The sequence below is a fragment of the uncultured Winogradskyella sp. genome, assembly GCF_947498345.1.
Classification (GTDB): Bacteria; Bacteroidota; Bacteroidia; order Flavobacteriales; family Flavobacteriaceae; genus Winogradskyella.
The window spans coordinates 1-5,633 of record NZ_CANMJY010000020.1 but is presented as its reverse complement, the minus strand read 5'-3'; the positions used below and the strand labels follow the sequence as shown (position 1 = coordinate 5,633).

The following is a 5,633-nucleotide window of genomic DNA, read 5'->3' as shown; positions in this document are numbered from 1 at the left end:
CCCCTTCCCCTGAAGTTGCTTCGCTGATAGGGCATTCCCAGACGCAGGTATCGCACTATACAGGCTTGCCAGGTATTGCTATACCTATCCACACCATTTCGCACAAGGGCGTTAACATTCCCATAAGCCTTAGTTATAACTCTGGTGGAGTAAAGGTCGAGGATATCGCCTCCTGGGTAGGACTGGGCTGGAACCTTCAGGCTGGTGGGCTGGTCAGTAGAACCATTAACTGGTTGCCAGACAATCATACCACAAGCGGTTATATGAATACCAGCTTCACACTTCAGGATTTTGCCAATCGTACTCCAAGCAATGGCGGTCCATGTTGTATCAATGGCGGTAGAGACGAACAACTCTTGTCCAGTAATGCCTCTGGAAGAGATTACGAGCCCGATGAGTTCAATTACTCCATACCCGGACATTCAGGAAAATTCTTCTACGACCAAAACCTCAATGGTTTTGTAGAGGTGCCTTATAGCAACAACACCATAGAAATGACCCAAAGCGCTGGTAGGATTGTGAGCTTTACCATTACCACACCCGATGGCATACGTTACCATTTTGGCGGAACTGCTGATCGTATCGAAAAAGTAAAGGGCGCAAAAAGCATGTCTCATACCCTCAGTGGTATTGTCAACAGCCCGGCCAGTTTTACAGGTAGTGGCACAACGCCTTACAATCAGGCCTGGATGCTACACTATATAGAGTTCCCAACCTCTACTGAGCAGATCACTTTCAATTACGCCATAGAAGATGATGTAAAGACCATCATACGCCAGGAAGAAGAACTCGCCCTGCCGCTTAATGGACATCCTATGGAACACAATATTAATTATACCGAGCGCATCTTTACCCAACCCCGAATACAGGAGATCATTTTCCCTACGGGACGTATCGAATTTCAAAAAGGGACAACAGAACGTGCAGATCTGGACAATTCCTATCCTCTGGAAATGATTGCAGTATACGATAATAACAACCAACGCACCAAAGCCTTTGAACTGCAGCAGTCACAAACGCAGGTGGACCCTACCAGTGTGGATTATAACATTTCCCCGTTTTTTGATAGCCCTAATACTCAGGCCAAGCACCGGTTACGTCTCGACGGCGTGGCGCTTCTGGACAATAACGACCAGATTGAGGCCCAATACACTCTTGAGTACAATCCTTTGAAACTACCACACCGTTATTCCAGAGCTATTGACTACTTTGGGTATTTTAACGGACAGTCTAATGTCGATCTCATCCCAAGAGCAAAACACGCCCCAAATTATCCTTCGAGCTATTTTGGTAATGCAGACCGCTCTGTACAGCCAGCATATACTCAGGCAGGTAGCCTCACCAAAATCACCTATCCTACCGGAGGCTATGATGAGTTTATCTGGGAAAACAACACCGTAAGTTACTTTTTCGAAGGCTCTTCTACGCTGTATAGAGACTATCTTTTACAAGTACAGGATGTCATCCAGGCCGGATCTACACCTTTTGATCCCGACCCTAACATCACCTATTCCAAAACATTTACCGTAGACCCGGATAGTGATGGTACAGTCACCTTTGATATCGATATGATCGGCTGCGGACCAAACATCAGTAACTGTGACTACGACATTAAGATTCAGGATCTGGTGACCCTTACCTTTACCAATATCCTTCAGACAGATATGGAACTTATATTGGTTCCGGGACGAAGCTATAAGATCATTGCCGAATCTAACAGTACGACGCCGTTCTGTGATCCTATAGCAAACCCAGGTTGTACCAATCCACCCGATTTTTTAACGCTCGAATGGTATTACTATAAAGACCCGACCCCAGGGGAATATATGCATGGTGGACTGCGTGTGGCTCAGATAAAGACCTTTAACGATGCTTCTGATACGTTTCCAGAGCTTAACAGAAGTTTTGATTACACCTATCACAGTGGGCATGCCACTCCAGATCTTGTTAGCGGTACAACCTACAGGCTGCCGACCAATCTGGTAACCACGGATTATGCCGGCATTATTAGTGCCACCACCTTTCTAATCAGCTCAAATGCACGTTCGGTGCTTAACAGCGGAAGTTTTGTAGGTTATAAACACATCACCGAGACCCTTGTTGATGGTGCCAATGATAATGGCCGTAAGGAATATGTATATTCTTCTTTTATTGATTATATAGATACCTACCAGCACGATAATACCTATGGAACCTCTGGGTTTCCACAAACACAAAGAAAACAGATAAGACCCTTTTGGCGCATCGGTAATCTTAAAGAGCTTAGTGTTTTTGATACGAGCAACAATCTTGTAAAGCGTGAAACTTATCAGCACGAAACCCATGGGACATTAGACCGGGCAGGTGATGCCTTTGCCGTACATGTTTATAGAATGCCCGATGTTACCAGTTGGGGCAATAACCATGAAGTAGAGTATTACGGCTATACCAACGAATACCACCGTTTAAAGTCTCAGACCACAACAGATTATTTAAACAGTGGTAATGTTACGGTCACTCAAAATTACACCTATGATAACAATGCCCTTATGGCCTCTAAAACAAGTGTCACCAACAGCAATGGGCATACTCAGGAAAACCATGTCACCTATGTACAAGATCTGTCAAGCCCAAGTGCTGCCGAGCAGCTACTGATCAACCAGAATCGCTATGAGACCGTAAAAACCGAAGCCATTTTAAAGGACGGTATTACGACCCTGTCGCATAATACCACAGAGACCGTGTATCACAATTGGGGCAATGATCAGGTATTGCCACAAACGGTAAAGACCAGCAAAGGCTCAGAGCCCTTAAGGGAACGCCTGAGTTTTAAGGCCTATGATGACGATGGCAACATCCTTCAGGTGGCTAAAACCGATGGTATCGATATTACCTACATCTATGGTTATGACAACACCCTGCCTGTAGCCAAGATAGAAAACGCCACTTACGCTCAGGTGAGCAGCTATGTTGCCAATATACAGAGCAAGTCCGATCTGGATGATGACCATTGTATGGACTCAGCAAGCTGTGACGAGAAGAACCTCAGAACAGCACTCAATGCCTTAAGAACGGCGCTACCTAATGCCATGGTTACCACCTATACCTATGACCCGCAGATTGGCATCACCAGTATGACCGACCCTAAAGGCTATACTGTCTACTACGAGTACGATGACTTTAACCGTCTGCAACGTGTTAAAGATCAGGACGGTAAAGTCATGAGCGAGAACAAGTACAACTATCACACATCAAATTAAAAAATAGCATCATGAAAATAGTCACAATAGTATATAAAACAGCCCTTGTAGTTGCACTTTGCCTCTTTGCAGAGAGCTCTACCCTATTTGCACAACAGCAGACCGATTGGTCTGCAGAAAGCTATCTGGTAACTGCTAACACTACCAAAGTTGAAATACATTCAATTCTGAGCAAGCAAGGTACTGACCTTGTCTGGCAGCAGCTGGGATACAATACCAACACCTCTGACAGCTATACCATAGTTGCCACATCAGGCAGTTGGGATACGCAAAACCATCTGGGAACACTCAGTTACGATCTTGAGGGGGTCGATCAGCAAACAGCTAGCTTAAGCATCTCAGGCACTACTGAGGCCATGACCATGACCCTGAGTATTCACAAGGCGGACGGTAGCGATGATATTTACCTGTTTGAGATAGACACCGACACCTTAACTCACCTTTAAAATAAGAGATCATGAAAAGACAGAGAAACATCACAGCGTTAACACCATTTATGATGCTATTAGGGTTTGTACTTTTAAGCATGCAGGCCTATGCTCAGAACCTCTCGGGACTAACACCCGTAACGGTAGGCAACACCGAGACCTATACCTATAACGACGGTACCATAAGGGCTAACCTGAGCTGGAATATTATCGGCGGTACACAGGTAAGCTCGAGCGCATCAGGGACCACCTATACCGTGGATGTCACCTGGCCGACCATTGGTACCCATAAGGTTGAGGCTCGTGGCAAGAGCAATGTGCTACTGGAAGGGATGGACGTGGTTGTACAGGCCGCACCACCTACCACCAGTGTTGCCCTGCTTAACTATGTGCATAACATTACACCACGAATCGCCACCACAGATATTACGACACTGAGTAACAGTGAAAAGATAGAGAGCATCACTTATTTTGATGGACTCGGACGTGCCAGCCAATCCATTGGGATACGTGCTGGTGGACAAAGTCAGGATATCATTACCCATATGGCTTATGATGCCTATGGCAGACAGGCTAAAGAATACCTGCCTTATAGTGCTACAACAGACATTGGCGACTTTAGAGTCGATGCCTTTGATGCCACTAACAGTTATTACGATGCAGCGGCCTATGATGCTGATTTTCCGGGAATGACCGTAGCCGATATCAATCCCTATTCTGAGAAGGAGTTTGACAGCTCACCACTAAATAGGGTGATGAAACAAGCCGCACCTGGTAAGGATTGGAAAATGGGTAGTGGCCATGAGATTGAGATGGACTATAACACCAATGGGGCTACTGAAGTACGCGAGTATAGTGTTACCCTGACCAGAAATGTCACCAACTCGGTAGTGACCTATATCCCTACCTTACAAGAGGATAATCATTATACGGCCAATGAGCTCTATAAGACCGTGACCTGGGATGAGAACCATGACGGAACCACGACCAAGGACCATACCACCGAAGAATTTACCAATAAACAGGGTCAGGTGGTGTTAAAGCGTACCTATAACAATGAGGCAGCTCACGATACCTATTATGTCTACGATGATTATGGTAATTTGAGTTTTGTACTAGCGCCAAAGGCTGAAGCCCATACAGATAAGCCCGATGCCACAGAGCTTAGTGAACTCTGCTATCAGTACCGATACGATGAGCGTAACCGTTTGGTAGAAAAGAAAATACCAGGTAAGGACTGGGAATATATTGTTTATAGCAAGCTCGACCAACCTGTAATGACTCAGGATGCTAACTTAAGAGCCAGTAACCAATGGCTGGTGACCAAGTACGATGCCTTTGGCAGAGTGGCCTATACCGCGACAAAGAACTCATCGAGCTCCAGACAGCACTTTCAGTACCTGTTGAATACCAGCACCTCTATATATGAAACAAAAGTAGGCTCAGGGACAGGCTATCTGAGTACCTATTACACTTCAGTATCCAGACCAACGGGAGTCGATGAGATCCTGACCATTAATTATTACGATGACTATAGTTTTGATCTCGATGGTGGCAGCTCAGAAACCGCCTATGGCGTAACACCCATTACCAATGTTAAAGGTCTGGCTACAGGGAGCAAGGTAAGGGTACTGAATACCAACGACTGGATCACCTCTGTGACCTATTACGATGACAAGGCAAGACCTATCTATGTGTATTCTAAAAACGATTATTTAGGCACTGTAGACAAAGTAAAAAGTGAGCTTACCTTTGATGGTAGAGCTACAGAGACCACAAGTTCTAAGGAACGCTCTGGGGTAACTCTCGATTTTATAGACCAGTATACCTATGACCACGCCAACCGTGTTTTGGAGCACAGAAACAAGTTTGCACATGCACCACTCTATGAGGTTATTACTGACAATAACTATGACGATCTGGGGCAACTGACAGCTAAGGGTGTAGGTGGTAAGCAAAATGCGAT

The 5,633-nt window shown here is 45.4% G+C and carries 3 protein-coding genes; all 3 read left to right on the top strand.

Annotated elements, in window-relative coordinates; all coding sequences use genetic code 11:
• Positions 1 to 65 precede the first annotated feature (65 nt).
• A complete protein-coding gene (locus tag Q0912_RS17395; RefSeq protein WP_299117553.1) occupies positions 66 to 3,239 on the top strand; it encodes a hypothetical protein in 3,174 nt (1,057 codons plus the stop codon).
• A gap of 11 nt (positions 3,240 to 3,250) precedes the next feature.
• Positions 3,251 to 3,685 (top strand): hypothetical protein, encoded by a 435-nt coding sequence (locus Q0912_RS17390; protein WP_299117551.1) that lies wholly within the window; start codon positions 3,251 to 3,253, stop codon positions 3,683 to 3,685.
• A gap of 11 nt (positions 3,686 to 3,696) precedes the next feature.
• A partial coding sequence (locus tag Q0912_RS17385; RefSeq protein ID WP_366125142.1) for a DUF6443 domain-containing protein occupies positions 3,697 to 5,633 on the top strand: 1,937 nt, incomplete at its 3' end.